The 19,851-nt window shown below is 64.8% G+C and carries 23 protein-coding genes and 1 pseudogene; 1 reads left to right on the forward strand and 23 read right to left on the reverse strand.

The window, feature by feature from the left end:
- The 6 genes from P8R42_24550 to P8R42_24575 are packed head-to-tail and all read right to left on the reverse strand — an operon-like array spanning nucleotide 1 to nucleotide 6,738.
- On the reverse strand, nucleotides 1-1,758 hold the full coding sequence (locus P8R42_24550) for a phospholipid carrier-dependent glycosyltransferase (protein ID MDG2307763.1): 1,758 nt from the start codon (nucleotides 1,756-1,758) through the stop codon (nucleotides 1-3).
- On the reverse strand, nucleotides 1,755-2,663 hold the full coding sequence (locus tag P8R42_24555) for a polysaccharide deacetylase family protein (GenBank protein ID MDG2307764.1): 909 nt from the start codon (nucleotides 2,661-2,663) through the stop codon (nucleotides 1,755-1,757). The genes P8R42_24550 and P8R42_24555 overlap by 4 nt, the downstream gene beginning before the upstream one ends.
- Nucleotides 2,660-3,619 (reverse strand): NAD-dependent epimerase/dehydratase family protein, encoded by a 960-nt coding sequence (locus P8R42_24560; GenBank protein MDG2307765.1) that lies wholly within the window; start codon nucleotides 3,617-3,619, stop codon nucleotides 2,660-2,662. The genes P8R42_24555 and P8R42_24560 overlap by 4 nt, the downstream gene beginning before the upstream one ends.
- Entirely contained in the window at nucleotides 3,616-4,575 is a 960-nt protein-coding gene (locus P8R42_24565; GenBank protein MDG2307766.1) for a formyltransferase, read from the reverse strand. Before P8R42_24565 ends, P8R42_24560 begins: the two co-directional genes overlap by 4 nt.
- Entirely contained in the window at nucleotides 4,572-5,570 is a 999-nt protein-coding gene (locus P8R42_24570) for a glycosyltransferase (GenBank protein ID MDG2307767.1), read from the reverse strand. Before P8R42_24570 ends, P8R42_24565 begins: the two co-directional genes overlap by 4 nt.
- A 10-nt stretch (nucleotides 5,571-5,580) precedes the next feature.
- The gene (locus tag P8R42_24575; GenBank protein ID MDG2307768.1) at nucleotides 5,581-6,738 is read right to left on the reverse strand and encodes a DegT/DnrJ/EryC1/StrS family aminotransferase; all 1,158 of its coding nucleotides are present in this window, start codon (nucleotides 6,736-6,738) and stop codon (nucleotides 5,581-5,583) included.
- Between the two features lie 109 nt (nucleotides 6,739-6,847).
- On the opposite strand from P8R42_24575, the gene P8R42_24580 reads away from it, so the two are divergent.
- Nucleotides 6,848-7,240, forward strand: a complete 393-nt coding sequence (locus P8R42_24580) for a hypothetical protein (GenBank protein ID MDG2307769.1) — start codon at nucleotides 6,848-6,850, stop codon at nucleotides 7,238-7,240.
- Between the two features lie 146 nt (nucleotides 7,241-7,386).
- Here the strand turns inward: P8R42_24580 and P8R42_24585 are convergent, their stop codons facing one another.
- The 17 genes and pseudogenes from P8R42_24585 to P8R42_24665 form a co-directional block, all read right to left on the reverse strand.
- Nucleotides 7,387-7,752: a zinc ribbon domain-containing protein gene (locus P8R42_24585; GenBank protein MDG2307770.1), complete on the reverse strand. Its 366-nt coding sequence runs from the start codon at nucleotides 7,750-7,752 to the stop codon at nucleotides 7,387-7,389.
- A 27-nt stretch (nucleotides 7,753-7,779) separates the two neighbouring features.
- Nucleotides 7,780-8,106: a YggT family protein gene (locus tag P8R42_24590; protein MDG2307771.1), complete on the reverse strand. Its 327-nt coding sequence runs from the start codon at nucleotides 8,104-8,106 to the stop codon at nucleotides 7,780-7,782.
- Nucleotides 8,107-8,131: 25 nt separating this feature from the next.
- A complete protein-coding gene (gene proC / locus P8R42_24595) occupies nucleotides 8,132-8,941 on the reverse strand; it encodes a pyrroline-5-carboxylate reductase (GenBank protein MDG2307772.1) in 810 nt (269 codons plus the stop codon).
- The gene (locus tag P8R42_24600) at nucleotides 8,938-9,618 is read right to left on the reverse strand and encodes a YggS family pyridoxal phosphate-dependent enzyme (protein MDG2307773.1); all 681 of its coding nucleotides are present in this window, start codon (nucleotides 9,616-9,618) and stop codon (nucleotides 8,938-8,940) included. The genes proC and P8R42_24600 overlap by 4 nt, the downstream gene beginning before the upstream one ends.
- Nucleotides 9,619-9,672: 54 nt before the next feature.
- Nucleotides 9,673-10,227: pseudogene (locus tag P8R42_24605) on the reverse strand (Maf family protein).
- A gap of 95 nt (nucleotides 10,228-10,322) precedes the next feature.
- Complete coding sequence (msrA, locus tag P8R42_24610; protein MDG2307774.1) at nucleotides 10,323-10,970, reverse strand: peptide-methionine (S)-S-oxide reductase MsrA; 648 nt, start codon at nucleotides 10,968-10,970, stop codon at nucleotides 10,323-10,325.
- Nucleotides 10,971-10,998: 28 nt separating this feature from the next.
- Nucleotides 10,999-11,457 carry a DUF6491 family protein gene (locus P8R42_24615; GenBank protein MDG2307775.1) on the reverse strand — a complete coding sequence of 153 codons (459 nt, stop codon included), beginning with the start codon at nucleotides 11,455-11,457 and terminating at the stop codon, nucleotides 10,999-11,001.
- The gene (locus P8R42_24620; GenBank protein MDG2307776.1) at nucleotides 11,438-12,889 is read right to left on the reverse strand and encodes a tetratricopeptide repeat protein; all 1,452 of its coding nucleotides are present in this window, start codon (nucleotides 12,887-12,889) and stop codon (nucleotides 11,438-11,440) included. The genes P8R42_24615 and P8R42_24620 overlap by 20 nt, the downstream gene beginning before the upstream one ends.
- Before the next feature lie 16 nt (nucleotides 12,890-12,905).
- Nucleotides 12,906-13,517: an energy transducer TonB gene (locus P8R42_24625; protein ID MDG2307777.1), complete on the reverse strand. Its 612-nt coding sequence runs from the start codon at nucleotides 13,515-13,517 to the stop codon at nucleotides 12,906-12,908.
- Entirely contained in the window at nucleotides 13,518-13,922 is a 405-nt protein-coding gene (locus P8R42_24630; protein MDG2307778.1) for a biopolymer transporter ExbD, read from the reverse strand. It lies immediately after the preceding gene.
- Complete coding sequence (locus P8R42_24635) at nucleotides 13,919-14,455, reverse strand: MotA/TolQ/ExbB proton channel family protein (protein ID MDG2307779.1); 537 nt, start codon at nucleotides 14,453-14,455, stop codon at nucleotides 13,919-13,921. Before P8R42_24635 ends, P8R42_24630 begins: the two co-directional genes overlap by 4 nt.
- Nucleotides 14,439-15,827 (reverse strand): MotA/TolQ/ExbB proton channel family protein, encoded by a 1,389-nt coding sequence (locus P8R42_24640; GenBank protein ID MDG2307780.1) that lies wholly within the window; start codon nucleotides 15,825-15,827, stop codon nucleotides 14,439-14,441. Before P8R42_24640 ends, P8R42_24635 begins: the two co-directional genes overlap by 17 nt.
- On the reverse strand, nucleotides 15,824-16,648 hold the full coding sequence (locus tag P8R42_24645) for a DUF3450 domain-containing protein (protein ID MDG2307781.1): 825 nt from the start codon (nucleotides 16,646-16,648) through the stop codon (nucleotides 15,824-15,826). Before P8R42_24645 ends, P8R42_24640 begins: the two co-directional genes overlap by 4 nt.
- A gap of 239 nt (nucleotides 16,649-16,887) precedes the next feature.
- Complete coding sequence (locus P8R42_24650; protein ID MDG2307782.1) at nucleotides 16,888-17,295, reverse strand: helix-turn-helix domain containing protein; 408 nt, start codon at nucleotides 17,293-17,295, stop codon at nucleotides 16,888-16,890.
- Nucleotides 17,296-17,473: 178 nt separating this feature from the next.
- On the reverse strand, nucleotides 17,474-18,616 hold the full coding sequence (locus P8R42_24655; protein ID MDG2307783.1) for a CaiB/BaiF CoA-transferase family protein: 1,143 nt from the start codon (nucleotides 18,614-18,616) through the stop codon (nucleotides 17,474-17,476).
- 72 nt (nucleotides 18,617-18,688) lie between these two features.
- Nucleotides 18,689-19,276, reverse strand: coding sequence for a hypothetical protein (locus P8R42_24660; protein ID MDG2307784.1), 588 nt, complete (start codon nucleotides 19,274-19,276; stop codon nucleotides 18,689-18,691).
- Between the two features lie 221 nt (nucleotides 19,277-19,497).
- Nucleotides 19,498-19,839 carry a hypothetical protein gene (locus P8R42_24665; GenBank protein MDG2307785.1) on the reverse strand — a complete coding sequence of 114 codons (342 nt, stop codon included), beginning with the start codon at nucleotides 19,837-19,839 and terminating at the stop codon, nucleotides 19,498-19,500.
- Between the last annotated feature and the right edge of the window lie 12 nt (nucleotides 19,840-19,851).

Consider the following 19,851-nt stretch of genomic DNA (forward strand, 5'->3'; position numbering starts at 1 on the left):
TCATCCTCCGCTCCGGCCCCCCGAAGGCGAGCCGTCCCCCTGTGGTACCCCGGCCGCTGGCCCTTCGCCATCCCCGGTTGCCGGGAAGTTGACCACCACGACCCGGTGGCGGTCCCGACCGAGCAGCCTCGGGTCGGAATCGACGCGTTTGGCGATTTCCGGGACCAGATCCCGATTGGTCAAGACAAAGACCCGACGGCCCGAATTCCACTCGCGAATGAGGGGCTCGAGATCCGCCCAGTAGTACTCTTCGCGCTCGGGGGAGATCGAGACGCCGTGCCAGACCTCGCCGTAGCTGCGGATCAGGCCGACCCGCCGTTGCGTGTAGAACGGCATCCCCTGCCAGAGCTTCCTGTAGAGCACGACGAGATCGCCGTCGCGGTACTCGGCGTCGACCACCTGCGCGAGTTCCTCTGACGTCTTCACGACCTGACGCCCCGGCAGCGCCCCGAACACGCCGAGTCCGACACCCAAGATCAGAAGCGTCATCGCGGTCGCCGCCGTTTGCTGGCCACCGAACCGCGAGCGTCCAACGAAGAAGCCGAACGCGCCGAACGCGAGGCCGGTTCGTGCCACTGCCCCGACGATCGCTGACACGTCGTCCACGCTCCCGCCGAACGCCTGCGCGAACCTCGACTCCAGGGGCCAACCGATGGCCGCCGCCGCGAGGGCGATGAGACCGACGACGAACATGAGCGTGCCGAGCCAACGCGCGACCCGAGCAGCCAGCTTCGTTCGCTCCACCACGCGGTCGAGCCATCCGCCGGCCACCAACGCCAAGGGGGGCAGCGCGGGCAGGATGTAGGTCGCAAGCTTCGAGCTCGCAGCGGTGAAGAACGCGATGATCACGACGCCCCACAGCAGAAGGAAGAAGCGCGCGTCGCTCGGGACTTCTTTGAAGCAGGCACGTCCCTCGCGCGTGCACGCCAGCCCGATGGCCAACGCCGTCCACGGCAGCGGACCGCCCAGCAGAACCGGAATGTAATAGAACGGCCCTTCGGGGTGGCCGACCTCCGCGGTGAATCGCTGGAAGTTCTCCCGCACGAAGAAGAAGTGCAGGAACTCGGGGTTGGCCTGGGAAACCAGCACGAACCACGGGACGACGATCGCAACGAAGAGCAGGATCGGGGTCGGTCGGAGCAGGGATCCCAGCGTCGACCAGTCCCGTCGCCAGAGCAGGAACACGAGCGCGACGAGTCCCGGGAGGACCAGGCCCACCGGGCCTTTCGCGAGCACTCCGAGCGCCGCGCTGATCGCGACGGCGGCGACCCAGCCGCTCTTCTTCTCGGAGACGGATGCACCGTAGAAGCAGGCCATGGTCGCCGTCATGCAGGCGGTGAGCACCATATCGATCGTGAGCGCTTCGGCGAGGACGAAGAAGATCGGACTGCTCGCGAGGATCCCGGCTCCGAAGAGCGCCCCGCGGCGTCCGAGCAGGTGTTGGCCCAGGAAAAACGTCATCACGACCGTCAGGATTCCGGCGAGAGCCGGAACGGCACGCGCGGCACCTGCGCTCGTGCCGAACGCTTCGAACGAGAGCGCGACCAGCCAATAGAACAACGGTGGCTTCTCGAAATAGACGACGTAGTTCAGCTTCGGCGTCACCCAGTCGCCGCTCTCGATCATCTCTCGCGGAATCTCCGCGTAGCGTCCTTCGTCGGGATCCTGAAGCGGGTAGCCGCCAATCTCGGCGAGATAGAGCACGGCGAGCACGAGCAGACCGAGGAAAGCGACGAGCTTTTGGTTACGGGCCGTCACCCGGCAACCTGACACGCGACCGTGCCGCCTCGCCCCGGCAGGCGCCCGGGGGCGACGGAGCCGAGTGGGAGGTCCGCTGCGGGACCGAGTCCCGTCACGACCTCGCCGAGCGTGCGCACCGGCAGCTGGTCCCGCACGCGTTCGAGGAGCGAATCCAGCTGCCCAAGGTAGGCGGAGCCTTCCACCTCGGTGTGGATGGTGTGCACGTTCAGCGCACCGGGATCGATCCACCCCTTGTATGCCGCGTTGAGCTCTTCGTTCGTCGTTCCGATGCGGCCGAGGATCTCGTCGAGCGTAGGAAGTGTCGTCGGCATCTCCGGCGTCGGCGACTCGTAGCCGTCGACACGCGGGCGGTACGGAGCCGTTCCCCGGGTATCGCTCCGGTGACGCAACCCGAGTGCGTCGGTCGCCCGAAGGCTGTCCGCCGTGCACTGCCAACCGGGCGCGGCGAAGCAGTCCGGGCTCCGCCCGAGGATTTCCTCGAACAGGGTCGCAGCCCGTCCCACTTCGGCGTTCACCTCGTCCGCCGCCATGAGGGCGAGATCGTCATGCCAGTAGACGTGGTCGAAACCGTGAATCCCAAGTTCGTGGCCGCTGTTCTCGATCTCCACGAGCCGCTCGGGTTGGTTGGCTACCACGGGCACCGATGGGAGGAGGGTTCCACGAAGCATCGTCGAGAGCGGATAGAGGCTCGGCGCCCCACTTCGCATCATCTTTCTGAGGAAGCCCTTCTGCTTGAAGACCCGCAAAACCGAGCGTCCCGTTCGGTCAGGGCCCATCGTAACGAACCAGCTGGCGCGAATGCCGTGCTTCGCGAAGAGATCGAGCAAGCGCGGCGCGCCCTCGCGCAGACCGACGTGGGTATCCACGTCGACCTTCAGCACGAAGGCGGCCTCCGGCTTCACTGGGTTTCGTTGCGGAACCAGTTGATGGTTTGCCGCAGTCCTTCTTCGAGCTTCGCGAGATCCTGGACGCCGAGCTGCTCCTTCATCTTCGCCGCGTTTGGAACGCGCCGGCCGATGTCCTCATAACTCTCTCCGTATACCTCTTGCTGCTTGACGAACTTGATATCACTCTTGCTGCCCGAGATCTCGATCATGACCTTCGCGAGGTCGAGGATCGACGTCTCGACGTCCGTACCGATGTTGTAGATCTCGCCGTTCGTGTTGTCCTGGAGTCCAGCGTTCGCCGTCGCGGTAACCGCGTCGGTCACGTACGTGAAGCAGCGCGTCTGCAGACCATCCCCGATCACCGTGAGTGGCTCGTTCCGCAGCAGCTGCCCCATGAAAATCGTGATGATGCGACCGGCATCGAGCTTGTCGAGGCGCGGACCGAAGATGTTGAAGTACCGGATGATCGTCACCGGCAGACCCATTTTGTTGTAGGCGAAGCAGAAGTGCTCGCCGACCGCCTTCGAGGTCGAGTAGCACCAGCGATCGATGCGCGTGGAGCCGAGCACGCGATCGTCGTCTTCGGACCACGGCAGGTTTGGGTTGCGGCCGTACACCTCGGACGTCGAGCTAAAGACGACCTTACGTCCGTACTTGAACGCGGTCTTCAGAACGTTCTGCGTGCCGTTCACGTTGACGTTCAACACCTGGTACGGATCGCCGACGTAGTGCTCGACGCCGACCACCGCGGCCAGGTGGAAGACCAGCTCGCATTGCGAGACCAGCGAGTCGAGGATGCCCATGTCCATCACGCTGTCGCGGACGACCCGGAACTTCGGGTGCCCGATTAGATGACGGACCTTCGTCGTGCCACCGGGCTCGAGGATGAAGACTTCATGTCCTCGCGAGAGCAGCTCTTCGGAGAGATGGGATCCGATGAACCCGCCGCCCCCCGTGATCAATACCTTCAAATCCCACCTCCTGCCGCATCGTGCTGCGGCTCATCATCGAATCGAGCACCGGCGTCCATCGCCGCACCCTGCGCCCACTCCCGGCCGCTCCGTCGAGACTCCCCATCCCATGTGACGTGGAGAAGCTCCAGAGCGCCGTCCCCGGTGGCTACCAGAGGAGAGCCTTCCCGGTCGACGAACACGTCTCCCGGCTGGGAGCCGGCCCAACTCGGGCGCGTGTCCGCGGCCCACACCAGCAATTTTCGCCCCTGCACATGCGAGAACGCCCCGGGCCACGGGTCGGTCACGGCGCGGACGAGGTTTCGAATCTCCTCGGCGGGTCGGCTCCAATCGATCCGTCCGTCGGCGGGCCGCCGCCCTCCGAAGTAGGTCGATTGGCTGTGGTTCTGCTCGACGCAGGGCACAGTACCCTTGTAGAGCTGTGGATGAACCTCCCGCAGGATCATCGACGCCTGCGCGGCGAGCTTCTGGGTGAGGCTCTGCGCCGTGTCCTCGCGGCCGATCGCGACGCGACGCTGCGACACGATGCCCCCGTGGTCCGGCTTCTCGTCCATGTGATGGAGAGTCACGCCGGTTTCGGCCTCGCCGTTCACGAGAACCCAGTTCACCGGCGCGCGCCCGCGGTACTTCGGGAGCAACGAGCCGTGCATGTTGAGCGCGGCCCGGGACGGCAACGCGAGTAGTTCGGGGCCCATCATCTGCCGAAAGTAGAACGAGAAGAGATACTCGGGTGCGACGTCTCGAATCGCGGCGAGCGTTTCCGGCGCATTCACATCGTCGGGCATGACGACCTCGACGCCAGACGAGACCGCCAAGTCGCGAACCGACGAGAACCAGATCTTCTCATTCGGCGAATCCTCATGCGTGACCACCAAAGCAACGTTGGTCCCCAGCGCGAGTAGCTCTCCCAAGCATGCATGGCCGACTTCACCGTAGGCGCAGACGACGGCTCTCACTGCGCGTCGTCGACTTCGTCGGACCCGGCGGGCTGCGAAATCACCTCGCGGATCCGAAAGATCGGGCGCCGACGAACCTCGGCGTAAATCCGCCCGACGTACTCACCGACGAGACCGACGGCCAGCAGCAGCACTCCCATGAACGCGAACAGAATCGCGAACAGGGTGAAAATCCCCTCGCTCTCCGGACCCAAGATGATGCGGCGGGCAAAGAGCAAGGCCGACAGCGCGCCCCCCGCGATCGCGATGAAGAAACCTGCGACGCTCACGAGCTGAATCGGCAGCAACGAAAAGCCGGTGATCAGGTCAAAGCCGAGACGCATGAGTCGCAAGGGCGAGTACTTCGAATTGCCCTGTTCGCGTTCGTAGTGGCGAACGTCGATCTCGACCGGATTGCTCGCAAGCATCATGGCGAGCGCTGGAATGAACGCTGCCTGCTCCGCCAGTTCGACGATCTCCTCGACGACCTCGCGCGTATAGCCGCGCAGCATGCAGCCGTAGTCCTTCATGCCGACGCCCATGCTCGCCGTCGTCACCGTGTTCACAAGAGACGATACCTGCTTGCGAAGCCAGGGGTCCTGCCTGTTCTCTCGCACAGAACCGACGACGTCGTGGCCGGCACGCAGTTGCTCGAGCAGGCGGGGAATCTCTTCGGGCGGGTTCTGCAGGTCGGCATCGAGCGTGATGACGTACTTGCCACGTACCACGGAGAAGCCGGCTACGACCGCCGGGTGCTGTCCGAAGTTCCGCGAGAGTTCGACGACCACCATCTCGGGATGGACGTGCGCCAGTTCGAGGAGGATCTCGCCCGTGGCATCCTTCGACCCGTCGTTCACGAGGACGAGTTCGAAGCTCTCGCCTCCCATCACGCGAAAGAGCTCGCCTACCAGGTGGCGCAGGGTTCCCTCTTCGTTGAAGACGGGCACCACGATCGAAACTTCGGGTCGGCCCTCAAGCTGATTTCCCACGCTCCCTGCCACCGCTTTCTCGCTCACTTCGCGCCCTTCAGCCTGCTGCCCGAACGTGCTGACGAATCACGTCTCGCAGCACGTCTATCACGAACGTCACATCCTCGTCGCGCATGTCCGGGAAGAGCGGAAGCGTCACGATTTGCCGATGAGCACCGGTCGCAACGGGAAGGTCTTCGTCTCGCGCGCGGTCCCGATAGAGGGTCTGCAGATGCAGCGGCACGAAGTGCACGCCCGCACCGACCTCGCGATCACGCAGCGCCTGAATGACCCCGTCGCGGTCGAGCGTCAGGGCGTCCGTGTCGACGCGCACGACCATCATGTGCCATGCATGGCCGTACTCGTACGGCGCGTCGCCGAGCGGAGCCACATGCTCGACCGACGGAAGCTGCTCACGATAGAGCGCCGCGAGTTCCGCGCGGCGACGGTTGCGCTCGTCGAGCTTGGCTAGCTGATGCAGGCCGATCGCCGACTGCAGGTCGCTGATGTTGTACTTGAAGCCGGCCTCCACCACGTCGTACCCGGCGGGTCCCCGACCCCCGAAGCGATTCTCCGGGCTCTGGTCGATCCCGTGATACCGAAGCCGACGCGCGTGCGCGGCGAGCTCGGGATCGTTCGTGACGAGCGCGCCACCCTCGCCCGTCGTGAGGTTCTTCGCCGGATGGAAGCTGAACATCGTGACGTCGCCGATCGAGCCGATAGGGCGCCCCTTGTAGGAACCTCCGAGCGCGTGCGCAGCGTCTTCGACGAGCGCCACGCCCGTCCTTTGCCGGGCGATCTCCAGCAGGGTGTCCTCATCGCAAGGCAGACCCGCATAGTGGACCGGCATGATCGCGCGGGTCTTCGGCGTCATCGCGTCGGCCACCCGAGCCGGGTCGATGTTGAGGGTCGCCGGTTCGATGTCTGCGAAGACGGGTACGGCGCCGATATGTAGAACGACGTTTGCAGTAGCAACCCACGTCATCGGCGTGGTGATGACTTCGTCCCCCGCCTTCACGCCCGCAGCGAGCAGGGCCACGTGGAGCGCCGCCGTTCCGGAACTCGTGGCGACACAGTGGGGAGTGCCCGTGTAGGCCGCCAGGGCTTCCTCGAAGCGCTGCGTGCGAGGCCCGGTCGACAGCCAGCCCGATCGCAGGCACTCCTCAACTTCGCGGATTTCAGCCTCCGTGATGGAGGGGCGGGCATAGGGAAGCACGGATATGAGCTAGCAAATACGGGCCTCCGGGCCAAATCGACGCACTGCGTAAATAATCTGTTGCGATCATGACGCGACGTGTTAACATAATCCTCGGAGGATAGAACCGATGAGCAAAAATACTGACGAGACGATCTGGACCCCCTTTGAGAAGGCCATCGACCAGGCCCGCGACCTGAACGACCAGGCCGTGCAGTTCGCCCGCGAGACCGCGGACGACTTCCGTGACCGCTCCGAGCGCACACTCAATCTGGTCCGGAACAATATCGAAGAAGCCCAGAAGAACTTCGAAAAGCAGACCGAAGAGTTCGAACTCGGAAAGCTCCCTGAGGTGGTGCGGACGCAGCTTCAGACCATCGAAGGCCAGTTCCGCAAAGGGGTGGAGACAGTAGCCAAGTCGTTCGACATCGCGACCACTCGCGAAGTAGACGCCTTGCGTCGCAAGCTGTCTAACCTCGAGAAGCGGGTCACTGAGCTGACGCGCGAGAGCGCAGCAGCCTGACCAGCGCTTCCCGTTGAGGAGGGGCTCCTGGTAATCCCTCGGGATTGCCAGGGGCCGGGGAGCTCACCGTGCTCCTAGCCAGCGCGCATGACCAGCCGCCCGCGACGTCGTAGTTCGCGAAAAACGAAGGAAGGACGAACCGTGGCCTAAGCCGCGGCGCTCTCGCCCTTACCTTTGCCCTTGGACTTCTTCTTGGAGTTGGTGTCCGAGCCGCTGCTTGCGGACGAACTGCTGTCAGAGGAACTGATGTCAGAAGGGCTGCTGTCAGAAGAGCTGCTGTCAGAAGAGCTGCCCTCGGACGACTTCGAGGCATTCTCGGCGCTCTTCGTGGAGCCCTTGTTGCCGTAATCCGTCACGTACCAGCCGGTGCCTTTCAGCTGGAACGCCGTGTTCGACATCAGCTTCTTGACCTTCGACTTACAGGTCGGACATTTGCGCAGCGGATTCGCAGTGATTTTCTGCATCACGTCAAATTCGCCGCATTTTTCGCAGTGATATTCGTAGATTGGCATCGAATTGGTCGCCTCGCTTCAGCCCATCTAGAGTAGGAATTGGGACGGCGTTTGTCCACCCATCCCGGCCGCGAGTTGGTAGAGCGTCTGCACCAGGAAGGCCTGTAGGAACCCGATGGCCAGGAGAACAATCAGCGGGGTGAAGTCGATTCCGCCCATGTTGATGGGCAGAATCCTGCGAATCCGAGCGTAGACCGGCTCCGTCGCCCTCCGCAGGAAGCGGACGATCGGGTTGTAGGGATCCGGGTTCACCCACGACAGGATCGCGCTGCCGATCACGACCCACCAGTACAGGTCGAGCACTGTGTTCAGCACCATGGCCACCGCCATGAGGAAGTTGCTCAGGATGATCATCTCGTCTCTCCGCCTCCCTGCCCGCTCAACCCGCTGACAGCTCGCGCGAGCGCGCAGTCGCCGCCTCGATCGCCGCCCGAACCGCCGCAGCGAAGTCCCGGGCGGCGAGCGCCTCGAGTCCCGCCTGCGTCGTCCCACCCGGCGACGTCACTCTCTGTCGAAGTACGTCTACCCCTTCCGCAGATTCCTGCCAGAGGACCGCCGAACCGAGGATCGTCTGCTGGACGAGCTGAACCGCGAGATCCGGCGGGAGTCCGACGGCTCCCGCGGCCTGGAGCATCGACTCGGCGTAGGCGAACAGGAAGCCCGGTCCGCTTCCACTCACCGCGGTAACGGCGTCCAGGAGCGCCTCTTCGTCCACGATCACAGCGCGGCCGACCGCCGCGAACAACCCTTCGGCGAGCCGGAGATCATCCGACGTGGCGTGCGGGCCGCCCACCAGGACCGTCATCCCTTGCCGCACCAGTGCCGGCGTGTTCGGCATGGCTCGAACGATCCTTGCGTCGGTTCCGACGCCCTCCGCCATCCCACCGAGGGTCGCTCCCGCAACGATCGAGATCACGAGGTGCCGCGGTGCCATGTGCGGTTTCATATCCGCCATCACGGCCGCGAGGACTTGCGGCTTCACCGCGAGCACGACCACGTCCGACGCCGCCAGGAGCGTAGGAATATCGGCGGCGCCGCGGCCACCGGTTTCGTCCGCGAAGCTCTCCACCGCGGCGGGAATCGGATCCGTCGCGACGAGCGAGAAAGAATCCGCTCCAGCCTGCTTTCCGATACCGCCACCAAGGGCGCGGGCCATGTTGCCCGCCCCTACGAATCCGATCGTCTTCATGCGCGTTCCGCCTCCTGGCGGGGAGGCCGGGGCCCAAGGATGGCCGTCCCCAATCGAACCAGGGTCGCGCCCTGTTCGATCGCGGCATCATAGTCTCCGCTCATCCCCATCGACAACTCGGCGACGGCCTCATGCCCCGACGCACGAAGGCCGTCCCGGAGGTCTCGCAGTTCCGCAAACGTGGAGGCGACGTCGACCGAAGTGGCTCCGGCCCGTCCGATCGTCATGAGGCCAGTGACGCGTACACGTTCCAGCGCCCGGGTGCGCTGGAGAAGCTCCGACACCGCCTCGGGCAACACGCCGGCCTTTGCAGGATCGCGCGCGACGTTCACCTGAAGGAGCACGTCGATGGAGGCTCGGTCCGTGGGGAGCCGACGTGCGAGTGCCTCGGCCGTCTCAGCCCGGTCAATCGTGTGAACCACGTCGAAGAGATCTCCGGCGACCGCCGCCTTGTTCCGTTGCAACGGACCGATCAGATGCCAGCGCGCCTCCTCCCCGCCGATCTCGTCCCGCTTCGCGCGCGCCTCCTGAACGTAGTTCTCTCCGACGTCCGCCGCTCCCGCGGCGATCGCGGCGGCCATCTTCTCCGCGGGGTGCCCCTTCGTGACCGTCACCAGCCGCACGGCATCCCAGGGACGACCGCACGCAACGGCCCGCGCGGCGATCTCACCCCGCACGGCACGGAACCGGAGTGCGACTGCATCCGCTGTGAGTTCCGACAGTTCGTCGGCTCCGCACTCCGCGAGCGCATCCCTCGTCTCCTCGAAGGGCAATCCGATCACGCCGGTCACGGAGCCTTCGACCCCCAGAACGAAACGCCCCGCTTCGCCCTGCACTGCGTAGGCGCCCGCCTTGTCTAGCGGCTCGCCCGTCGCGACGTACTTCTCGATCTCGGTGTCGGCGAGTGCACGAAACGCCACGTCCGACGTCGTGACGAACCGACGCAGGACGTCGCCCCCACGCACGATCGCAACGGCCGACATCACCTGGTGCCGCCGCCCCGACAGCCTAGCGAGCATCCGTGCCGCGTCCTCCGGGTCCGCCGGCTTCCCGAGGATTTCGTCTCCGAGCACGACCGACGTGTCCGATCCCACGACGAGAGCATCAGGAACCGACGGCGCGACCGCGGAGGCCTTCTCCGCTGCGAGTCGGCTCACGTAATCGTGCGCCGCTTCGGCGGGGCGTCTGGACTCGTCGATGTCGGCCGGCCAGACGTCGAACGGGTACGCGATCCGAGCCAGAATCTCTCGACGCCGGGGCGAACCCGACGCCAGTACGACTCGCACTCTCTAGTACACCGCCGTCGACGTCTCGTGCGAAGCTTCTCGTCGATCGTCGGACGTCGCTGCGAAGGGGGACCTCTCGTGACGGCGCACTAGCACTAGACGCCTGTGCCGATCGGGCAGGAAACGCCCGTGCCGCCGAGACCGCAGTAACCGCCCGGGTTCTTCGCAAGGTACTGCTGGTGATACTCCTCCGCGTAGTAGAACTCCGGCGCGTCGATGATCTCAGTGCTGATCTTGGCGAGCCCTGCCTCGGTCAGCTTCGTCTGGAACGCCTCGCGCGACGCCTCCGCCTGCTGACGCTGCTCGCCCCCAAAGACGTAGATGCCCGAGCGATACTGCGTTCCCACATCGTTGCCCTGGCGCATCCCCTGCGTCGGGTCGTGGCTCTCCCAGAATACCTTCAACAGGGCCGCAAAACTCACGGACGTCGCGTCGAAGGACACCCGGACGACCTCGTTGTGGCCGGTGTGGCCGCTGCACACTTCCTGGTAGGTCGGGTTGGGCGTCGCACCTGCCGCGTAGCCCACCATCGTCGAGTACACGCCCGGTGCCTCCCAGAACTTCCGCTCGGCCCCCCAGAAGCAACCAAGTCCGAACAGGGCGAACTGGTTTCCCTCGGGGAACGGCGGGACGAGCGCGGCATCCAGAACGAAGTGACGGGCTGGAATCGGCATCATCTCGGAGCGACCCGGGAGGGCGTCCTCGGGTGCGGGCATGCGAGGCTCTCGTGAGAACAGGCTCATGGTTTGAGCTTAGCCCCCACGCCGCCGGTCACCAACCACCAGTCGAAGCCGGCGGGTCGGGAACCTTCGGAGGCTCTTCGTGCGGGCGGATCGAGCCAATCGTGCACCGGTTGCGCGGCACTATGATCGAATCCGATCGAGAGTCACACACACGCGTGTCGATAGTGTTCCACTCCAGCGCATTGGCGTACAGGATCTCCGAGCACCGACGGTCGAGCGTGATCTCCCACTGCCACCCGGTCGCCCGGGTGCGGACGAGCAAGTGGTACGGGTCCACTGCCTTCCAGTCGTTGATCGTGGCGAGGAAAATGCACTTCCCCGTCGGGGGCGGGAAGCCGGCTTGAGGTTGGCCCCCTGCCGCCCCGGACATTTCCGCCTCGGCGCTCGCGGAGCCTTCCCCGGGAGGCCTGACCGCCGCCGCGCAGCCGCCCGCCAGGACAGCCAGGAACAGGAACAGAGCGGTCCGATCAGCCCGCAGCCGGAACACCGTCCTCAACCGGCACGGACGCCGCCTTGCCGGCAACTGGCGCCTCTTGTTCGACGTCTTGTTCGATGACCTCGGTGACGCCCTCTTCGGTCGCGGCTTCAACAGCCGCCGCAGCGGCTTCGGCTTCGGCGGCCGCGGCGAGCTCCGCCGCTTCTTCGGCCTCGGCCTCCTTCTCTTGCTCGATGTGCGCCAACCACTCGCGCGAGGCCGCCTTACGATCCTCGTACTCCGACGAAGCCTCGAAGGCCTTCTCGGCCTCAGTCCACTGCGAGCCACTGACGGCCGCGATTCCCAGAAGGAATTGGGCGCCGCCGCGGTCCGGCAGGCCTCCCTTCGAAAGAGCCTTCGCGAGCGACCCGCGTGCGGGGCCCCACTGCTCTCGATCGATCTGGACCTGCGCCAGGCGCAAGTACAGCTGGCCCTTCGACGAAAGGGCCGCGGCCTTCTCGAGCGGGCGCAGCGCCTTGTCGCGTTCGCGCGCGTTCAGCCAGGCGTTGGCGAGGAGCTCCCACGACTTCGCGTTGCCCTTCACCTTCCCCTCGGCCATGGCCTTCTCGAGCACGCGCGCCGCTTTGTAGGGTACTTCGTTGTAGAGGTAGAGTTGCGCGAGGTTCGTGAGTTCGCGGTCGTCCTTGAGCATGCCCTGGAGGTAGGCCATCTCGAGGGCGCCGAGGGCCCTCTTGTGCTGGTTCAGCTCCGAGTACACCGCCGAGAGCTGCATCCAGTAGGCTTTCTTGGGGAATCGCGTGACGAGGATCTCGAGAACACCCGCCGCATCGCGGTAGCGCTTGTTCTCGAAGTACAACGACAGCGCCAACTGCAACCACGGCTCCTTCGGGGTCTTCGCCTTCGCGAGGGCCTTCTCGGCCTGCACGAGAGCTTCCTTCTTCCGCCCGAGCTGGAGCAGAGGGATCGCGTACATGTAGTGGGCTTCGGCAGGAGGGTTCTCCGTCGCCGCCATCCACTTCCCGAACGTCACCGCGGCCTGCTTGTACTTCTCTCGAACTACGTACAGCTGCGCGAGATTATACTGGGTGTTCAGCTGCGCGACGTCGGGCAGACCACCCAGCGCCAAGCATTTCTCGAAGGCATCGATGGACTGCTTGTACTTGGCCTGCGCGGAGTAAACGTAGCCGAACGTCTGCCACATGAGGGCTTGCTCGTGCTCGTTGAGCTTCGAGTTCCCCTTCATGTCATTCAGCTCTTCCGTGGCCTCGCCGTACTTCTCTTCGGCGAGTGCCTCGTGAGCCGCGTTGAGTCGCTTGTAGGCCCACTGCCCGACAGCCTTCACCTTCTTCGTCTGCGGCTTGGGCTTGTCTCGCTTGTCCGCCGCGAACCCGTCGCTTGCGCCGAAACCAACGCCGCCGACGAGGAACGCTGCCAGGAGCAGCATCAGGACCCGCCGCCAATCGAGCCGCAAGATTCGTTTCATCGTGGTGCCTCCAAGGTCATTCCTGAATGTCGAAGGAAATCACGACCTGCACGCCAGGACGCATTATCGCCTTCCCGCCTTCGACTCGGGGCTTGTACTTGTACTTCTTCACGGCGTTCACCGCGGACCGCTCGAAGTACCCCTTGGGGTCCGAGTCGAGCACGACGATATCGGTAGTCGTCCCTTGTGGCGTGATCGCGAACTCGAGGTACACCCAGCCTTCCATCCCGCGCGCCTGCGCACGAGGTGGGTAGCGTGGATTCACACGTACGAGCGGCATGACGTCGGCATCGGCGCCACCGGCGCCGAGAGTCGGCCCGCCTGCGAGCGACAGTTCCGGTCGGAAGGCGGCGTGCGGAATCTTGATCGCCTGCTTCACCGGATTCGACGACTTGGCGATCGCCATCGGCATCGACGACTGCGGCTGCTGAATCTTGCGTTCCGGTTTCTGACGCTTCTTGGTTTCCGTCTTCTCCTGTCGCGCGAGGCGTACGAAGTCGAAAACCGTGCGTTCTTTCTTGTCCGAAAGCCCACCACTGCCTCTCGCCACCAACTGCTGCATGACCGAGAAGAGCCCAAACGTGATGAGGAGGGCGACGGTCGCGGAGATCGCGTAACGCGGGATCACTTACGCACCGGGGTCCGCAGCGAGAGACACGTTCGCTACACCGGCGGCCTTTGCCGCATCCAGAACCTGGACGAGAAGCCCATTCTTGGAATTCTTGTCGGCCTGGATGACGACGGCGCCCTGCGGGTTCTCCGCATGGAGGCGCTCGATGTTCGCCCGGACGGCGCGAACGTCGATCACGCGCTTGTCCATCCAGATCTGGCCGTTTTCGGTGATCGCGATGAAGAGATTCGCCGACTCCTTCGGCTCAGCCGTCGAAGCCTGTTGGCGATTCACTTCGACGCCGGACTCCTTCACGAACGAAGCGGTCACGATGAAGAAGATCAGCATGATGAACACGACGTCCAGCATCGGCGTCATGTTCACTTCGGTCTCTTCGTCGTGGCGTATTCTTTGTTTTCTCATGTGGTTACTTCCTCGGGCGACAACCGGTCGGAGACCTGTTGCACCTCCGACTGGACGCGGCGCTCGAGCGCGACACTCGGGATGTATCCGGAAATTGCAGCGACCATGCCCGCCATCGTGGGGACGGTTGCCTTGGAAACACCCGAAGCCATCGCGCGCGGATTACCGCTGCCAGCTTCCGCCATGACGTCGAAGACCTCGATCATGCCCGTCACTGTGCCGAGAAGGCCCAATAGAGGGCACAGCGCAACGAGAGTCTTGATCATCGGGACGTTCCGATTCGCATCGATCGACACGCGCGAGATCAGCGATTGCCGGATCTGGTGCGCGTGCCACGAGTGATGGTCCGACCGCTGCTTCCAAGTGTCGAGTACACCTTCCACTTCGCGCAGGTGCGCGGTGCGAAAATACCAATACCGCTCGAGGATCAGCAGCCACATCAGGAACGTGGCCAGAAGGATGGCCACCAGGACGTCTCCTCCGGTTTCGAGGAAGTCCTGGTTGGCTACCCAGAGATCAGCTAGCGCGCGCACCGGCCCCCCCAGCTCGTCCGTGCATCCGCTCCGCATGTGTGGCGACGACGCCGGCGCTCTGCTGCTCCAGCACCTGGATCAAGGACTTGCTGCGACCGGCGACGACGCTGTGAAGGAGCAACAGCGGGATCGCCATGACGAGACCGAGAACGGTCGTGACGAGTGCCTGCGAAATACCACCGGCCATCAACTTGGGATCACCCGTACCGAACAGCGTGATCGCCTGGAACGTCGCGATCATACCAGTGACGGTACCGAGCAGTCCGAGAAGCGGCGCGACGGCGGACAACACCTTGATCATCACGTTGCCGCGCTCGAGGCTCGGCGTCTCCTTCAAGATCGCTTCGTCGAGCTTGAGCTCCAGTGTTTCGACATCCGCGTTGGGATTCGACTGGTAGACGGACAGAATTCGTCCGAGAGGGTTCCCCTCGTCTGCCCTCTCCTGCCCGATCTGCGCCTTGATCTTGCGTCCGACGATGCCGAGCGACACGAGCCGCTCCGCTACGAGGGCGAGGCCTACGAGGCCGAGGCCAATGATGACGTAGCCGACGAGACCACCCTGGGTGACCCGCTCGCTGAGGCTCGGCGTGCCGATCAGGAGCGACAGGATGGTGCCGCGCGACGGGTCGAGCGAGAAGCCGCCGACACCGCTCTGCGTGCCCTCAAAGTTCGCGACAGTATCGAGGTGACGACCACTCGGCTGACGCGCGAGCTCCGTGAGCTTGCCCGTCTCCGGAAGGTACTGGAGGTACTTGCCTCCCGCCGTGACGTTGAACGGCCCGACGCGAACGACGTCGGTCTGAGTCGTATCGCCGTCGACCGAAACGACCGCCGCGGGGAAGCGCGTGACCTTCCCGGACTCCGTCATCTCCTCTTGGAGCGCGAACCAGAGCTCTTCGAGCTCTTCGATGCTCGGAAGCTCCTTGCTCTCGGCGAGTTTGTCCAGGCGGTCGGCGCGACCGGGCAGCTGCGCGCTGACGATCGAGCCCTCGAGGAAGCCCCGCGTGTCACCCGCAACCTGACGGACGACGCCGAACAGCTCACCGAGTGTGCCGAGACGATTCCGCAGAGTCTCCTGCAGTTCGGGAATCTCGTTTTCGTTCAGCTCGAAGGCCGCCTCGAGCTCTTCACTCCTCGCAACGGCCGCAGCACGCTTCATGCGCGCATCGGCGAGCAGGCTCTGCTGCTGAGCCTTCTTCTGACGGAACTCCGCTTCGCGAGAGGAGTTCACCGCCTTTTCCTTGGCGCGCTGACCGCGCACCTGCTTCAGCAGCGCGGATAGGCTCTTGGCCTTCGGTTCCTGGGCCTCTGCGACCCAGCCGGTTCCGGCGAGAAGTACGCTCGCCAATCCAAGACAAATTACGCGTTTCATCCGTTCACCTCTGCGGCCTGAGCGGCGGGGACCGGGACCTTGATCAGGTCGGGCGCCGACTGCTTACGGGCCATGCGAAGGCCAGCCTTGATTGCATTGCGGTACTCGTCGTCGAGCGGGACCCACGTCTTTGACTCGTTGTCCCACATCCCCGACTGCTGTCCGTCGAGCGTCTGATAGAGCAGCGACAGCCGTCCGATGCGCAGGAAGTCGACCGAGATCTCCTCACCATCGACGGTGACCGGCCCGCGGTACGCCTCGATCGTGCGGCCGTACTCGTTCTCGACCTGGTAGCCTTCGAGAATACGACGATACTTCTCGGAGATGGTGACGTCCGCGCGACCCATCATCTCCTTCATGTTGGCGATGCGCTCCGCCCGCTCCTCGGGGAGGAACGGAACGTCGAGCGCGACGAACTGATCAAGCGAATCGAGCATGCGCGACATGAGCGGCATCACCTGACGGCCGACCACGGTCACGTTGTCGATCTGGCCGCGGAGCGATTCCATCTCTTGGCCCTGCGAGACGATCAGGCCCTCGAGCTGCTTGTTGTAACCCCGGAGTGCTTTGATTTCCTGGATCGCGGCGCGGTACTCGGCGGCAAGCGCGTCGGTATCGTCGCTGATCGCGTCGATCTTCTTCTGCGACGCCTGGGCTTCCTTGTTGGTGCCCTCACTGGCTCCGATCGCGTCCTTCACGCTCTGCGCCTGCGCGCCGGCACTCCAGCCGACGGCGCCGCACAGGGCGACCACCAGTGCCGCACGCCACAGGCGCGCACGCCACGGGCCATCGCCCGCGTCCGTTCGTCTCACTAGCCTCATCAAGTTCCCTTTCGTTTGCGATCGGATCCATCGCCTTCGCCGAGCGCGCGGATCACGGCTTCGACGATCAGTTTTCGTTCCCTGTCGAGCCGCCCAGCGCGACGGCTCGTAATTACCTCTAAGATGAGACCGCGCAAGCCCGCGACCAGTACGGCGAGCGCGGCGCGGCTCTGCGCCCGAGTAAACCCAAGCTTTTCGAACCAGCGGCGCGACAGCTCCTTGCGCGTGCGGCCGAGCCCTTATGTGACGCGATCTCCTAGTTCCCCCTCGACGTCGCCGTGTCGGGCATTGAGCCGGATTCCGAGCAAAGCGCGATACGTCGGCGTCTTCAATACACGCCACAGCACGCGTTCGAGCCCGACGACGTCTTGTCGAATTGTGTCTCCGGGCACTTTCTGGCCGTCGTCCATTCCGGCCCCACTGTCCAAAAGGCGGTCGACCACCGCCTCGAGCGTCGCGACCTTGCCTCCGAACTGGTGCTGCAGAACCCCCCAGGTGACGCCGACTCGTTTCACGATCTGTGTCGTCGAGGCGCGGGCGAACCCATCCCCAGCGATGCACGCAATCGTGGCATCGATGACACGGCATCGCGACGCCCGGCTACGCTCAGAACGCAACTGCACCGGGCGGCGAGCCGAAGTGCTCATCGCATCGTCTCGCATTTTAGCTTGACAGGTGTCATTTTCATAATAATCGCGATGATGCAGACCGGTCAAGAGCCCCAATGTGTCAGAAGTCGATTCCTTCAATGACGCCACGCGGCGACACCGGCCTCGGCTTCGAAGCGGAGGCGAAGACCCGGTGGCTTCCGCGCTCGAGCCGGTGTCAGCCGATGGCACCCGCAGCGCGCAACTTCACGATCTCCTCCTCTGCGAAGCCGCTCTCGCGTAGGACCACGTCAGTGTCCGCTCCCAGCCAGGCGGGCGACGTTCCCGGCTCTCCCGGAGTCCGACTGAGGCGCGGCGTCGGCACCATCTCGGGCATCTCGCTCCCCTCCACGAAGGTGCCGCGGGCACGGTGATGCGGATGATCACGCGCCTCGGAGAACGTGAGAACCGGGGTGAAACAAGCGTCTGTGCCTTCGAGCACCTCGCACCATTCGTCTCTTGTTCGCCCCTTGAGGAGGTCCGTGAGCTTGTCGCGGACCTCGGGCCAATGGCTCTGGTCGTACTGGTCGGGCAAGTCCGCGGGATCGAGTCCGACCTTCTGGAGGAACAGCGTCCAGAAGTGCCCCTCGATCGGCGCCACGGTCACGTACTTCCCATCCTTCGTCTCATAAACGTTGTAGAAGGGGGCGCCGCCGTCGAACAGGTTCTCACCGAGCTTATCGGTGTGCATGCCAGACTGGTGCATGGCGTAGAACGGGACCGCGATCGACATGACCCCATCGATCATCGCCCCGTCGATCACTTGCCCCTTGCCCGACGTCTTGGCTTCGAGGAGCGCGCAAACGACGCCGTAGGCCAGGTGGAGTCCGCCGCCCGCGAAGTCGCCGAGGAGGTTCAGCAGCGGCACCGGGGGGCCGCCTCGCGGGCCGATCGCGCGAATTACACCCGTAATTGCTTCGTAATTCAGGGAGTGGCCGGCCGTCGTAGCGAGGGGTCCCTCCTGGCCCCACCCCGTGAGGCGGCCGTAGACGATAGCCGGATTCCGACCGAGGACCTGGTCGGGCCCGACCCCGAGGCGCTCGACCACACCGGGTCGAAAAGACTCGAGGAACACATCGGCGCCTTCCGCGAGCCGAAGGACGGTCTCGACCGCGTCGGGATTCTTCAAGTTTGCGGCGATTGATCGGCGCCCACGCTCCCAGAAATTGTGTGGCGCAGGTTGTGGTTCCGCGGGTACGTCCGAGAGCCGATCCACCCGGATCACCTCCGCGCCCATGTCCGCCAGCTTGAGCGACGCAAACGGTAGCGCGCCGATCCCCGCGAGTTCGATGACCCGCACCCCATTCAACGGACCGCCCATGATTTCGACCTCCCTCAGTTGAAGAGGTCTTCCGCTACCGAAGCCGGCGCCGGGCGTCGAGGCCTGCGCCCCTCAGGGTGCAACGGCGGCGGCTCGGACCCCACGTCTCGCGGCCACCCGAAGCGCCCACGCCCCGATCAATGCAGCCGACAAGACGGCCCCGACCACGCTCGTGCCGGCGTCGGGCAGAATCGTGAGGGCGAAGACCGCGAAGATCCACCAGCTCCCGACGAGGTGCAGCCGGTGCCAACCGCGCCCGAGTCGGCGCACTGCCGCATCGAACGAAGTTGCCGCCATGGCAAACGTGAACACGTACGCCATACCTCCGACGACCAGCGTCTCTACACCGACCCCGTCACGGAACTCCTGGACCGTTGCCGCCAGTGCGACGATCGCCAAGAGATGAATCGTCTGCGACCCGGCGAAGCCGACACCGAGATATCGCCGATTGCGGCGCAGCCACCTCGTCGTCGCATTGCGCGAGACCGCGAACGCCGAGGAGGCGGCGAAGGCGGCCGCGAAGAGGAGCATCGACACCCGTCCGGTGATCCGGATGACGAGGCGAATCCCCTCCTCCCCGATGCCGGCCGCTCCGAGCATCGCGACCGAAGCCAACGCCACCGACCCGATGATGCCATAGGCGACGACCGGTCCTTCCAAGCGCCCACCCATGGGCGCGGAGAATGGCGGCCCCCCCGTCGTTTGGCAAGCGCGCGATGCCCCCAGTGATTCGACGGTCGTGGGCGGACCCGTTGCTAGTCGGCGGCGTACCCGAGGCGCCGCGACAGGCTGTTCACTCGCTGCCGCAATCCAGCCGACAGGGCGTCCGCGAGGAGGCCTTCGGCGCCGCCAACGCGGTCCTTCCGGATGGCGTCCGTCTCCTAGATCTTCACATCGCCGCCCCCGCTGTCGTGACGGGCGAGGAACGCGCGCCCAGTCACTGCCGGATCCCAGGACAGCCCGAGAAACTCGAAGGCCGGCTGAATCTGGAACGGGGGCACGCTCGAACGGAAGCGGATCGGCTCGTCGGTCTTGCGTAGACGTAAGGGCGTGACGAGCGGCCCCAACGACCAAGCGGCCGCCAAAAGACCGCCGAGGAAGTCGTAGCGCGGATCTCGCGGATGGTTCGCGAGCGGCCGAAGCCGGGCAGCAGGACGGACTCCAACTCTTGCCAGTCGTCCTTCAGGTCCGTCTTCCTGCGCTGACGGTTGTTCTGTGGGCACTCGGCACCTAGC

It is taken from the genome of Candidatus Binatia bacterium (assembly GCA_029243485.1).
Lineage (GTDB): Bacteria > Desulfobacterota > Binatia > UBA12015 > UBA12015 > VGTG01.